General features: G+C 37.4%; 1 protein-coding gene. It reads right to left on the reverse strand.

Annotation, left to right across the window (positions count from 1 at the left end; translation table 11 throughout):
* Positions 1–92: 92 nt before the first annotated feature.
* Positions 93–1,538, reverse strand: a complete 1,446-nt coding sequence (ltrA, locus tag LI241_RS15400; RefSeq protein WP_008686908.1) for a group II intron reverse transcriptase/maturase — start codon at positions 1,536–1,538, stop codon at positions 93–95.
* Positions 1,539–2,184: the final 646 nt, after the last annotated feature.

A 2,184-nucleotide genomic window follows, 5' to 3' on the forward strand; every position in this document is an offset into this window, starting at 1 on the left:
AAGAAAGTAGGCGATAGTCATTAAACTACCGCCCCTTATCAAACCGTACGTGCCCTACTAAGGCATACGGCTTACCAATATGCTTATTTATGTTATCCACTATATCGTAGATTCACTCCTGAATTTACGATTTTCTTTATTCTCTCCTGTGTATAGTATTTGATTCCCTGTTCTTTTAATTTATTGATATATTTTTCTTTTCTGACTTTGTTCTTTTCCTGTTGTTTGTTCACATACACATCTATTGTATAGCTTGGATACATATCCTTGTAATAATGCCATGCCGCGGGTATCAATCCTATCTTACAGAAGAATTCGATATTCCAGACTCCTATTTTCGCAAATCCTTTGCGTATGTTTGGATGTTTATGTATCATGCATACTCTTAATCTTTGCCTAATATATGCATCCAATTTATGAAGATTTCCAATACAACCTTTCACATAACAGTGACTTTCCTGTCCTGCCTGTTCATTCAGTTTTATGGCTTTCTGCACTGTCTTATAATAGTTTACTTTACCAACGATTACATAATTCACTCTTTTGACCCATTCTTCTTTACTTAGCGTCAATGTTTTCTTTGTCTTTTCTTTGATTTTCATTTTAAAATCTTTCAATGACTTTTCCGTTGGTGTTACTAAAAAGTATGGTTTCCCATCTTTCTTTCTATTTCTCCAATGTTGAAAATCAAATCCTACGAAAGTAAAATCGTCATCATGAAAATCTACTATCTTTGTCTTGTTCATGGCTATTTCCAAGCCTAATTCTTGGATTACTTTTTGCGCCAGTTCTCCTGCCTCTATGATTTTCTCTTCACTTTCCGCAAACAGTAGAAAATCATCGGCATATCTTACAAAGTAGATTCCTGCTTTCGCCAGTTCCCAGTCCAGTTCATTCAAATAGATGTTTGCCAGTAATGGAGAGATTACTCCTCCCTGTGGTGTGCCACTATTTGTTTCAAGATATTTTCCTTCTTCCATATATCCTGCCTTCAGCCATTTCCATATGAGGTTCAGCACTGTACCATCTGCGATATATTTATTCAATACGCGCATTAACTGTTTATGTGGGATATTATCAAAGAATCCTTTTATATCACAGTCATAGATATAATTTCTTCCTTTTTCTATATTCCACAGTATCAACTGCATTACTTTCTCCATACCATAATTGGGTCTGTATCCACAGGAACATTTATGAAAGATTCCATTCTCAAACTTTGGACTTAGTATATTCACTAGGGTCTGTTGTATGATTCTATCTTCTATCACAGGTATTCCAAGTGGTCTTTTACCTCCACTCTTCTTAGGTATATACACTCTTCTTACAGGTGCTGGTGTATACGTTTTTGTTTTAAGTTTTTCTAGGATTTCAAGGATTCTTTCTTCCGACTTTTTATCGAATTCCGCAATGGTCTCCCCATCTATCCCTCCGCTTCCTTTATTAGTCTTTACCTGTTTCCATGCCTCCCTCAGTTTCCTGTCTCTCAGCATTTGACCATATAAAGAATGCCACTTAAATTTTAGTGGTTCGTTCATAAAACTCTTTTCCTCCTTCCCCACACATCTGGTTCGTCTATACCTCAGTATCGTGACCATTGCCATTGTGTGAAATTTAGTTAAGTCGCATAAGGTCAAGCCTCTTCACATTCAGTCAAGCTTTGGTTTCTTGACCTACTCCGCTACTACAAGCTTGTCTGACTACTCCATACGTCTTATGAATTTCGCATTACGCTTATATCATAAGACCCTTTGCGAGTATGGAGTCCTCACAGGGTTATCGCTATATCCTTACTGACATGCCAACTATCATCACGTTAATACTCCTATCTTCTCATCCAATTCATTGAAGAAGATTAGTACATAGACTTCCCATTTTTTCGCATGGTCGCCAAGTATTCCCGCCGCCTATATAGTTCACTTTACATTTCGGCCTGCCAATCCGTCTGTGGGCCTCTCGGTTACCCATAACTCCTTCATACAATTTCTCACGAAACCGCATTAGTTTAGACTTTCTGTCTTGCATTGGAACTCAACAGAGTAGGACTTTCACCTACGTAACACCTATCTTTTTAGGATTCATTTATTTCGTTTATACTCCGTATCGTAAATACAATCCCTAATAAGAAAGAATTTCAACCATGCCTGTACATGGTTGAAATATAGCGACTGCCTGTCGCACAAA

The sequence above is a fragment of the Longicatena sp. 210702-DFI.1.196 genome (assembly GCF_020563125.1).
In the GTDB taxonomy this organism is placed as follows: domain Bacteria; phylum Bacillota_I; class Bacilli_A; order Erysipelotrichales; family Erysipelotrichaceae; genus Longicatena; species Longicatena caecimuris.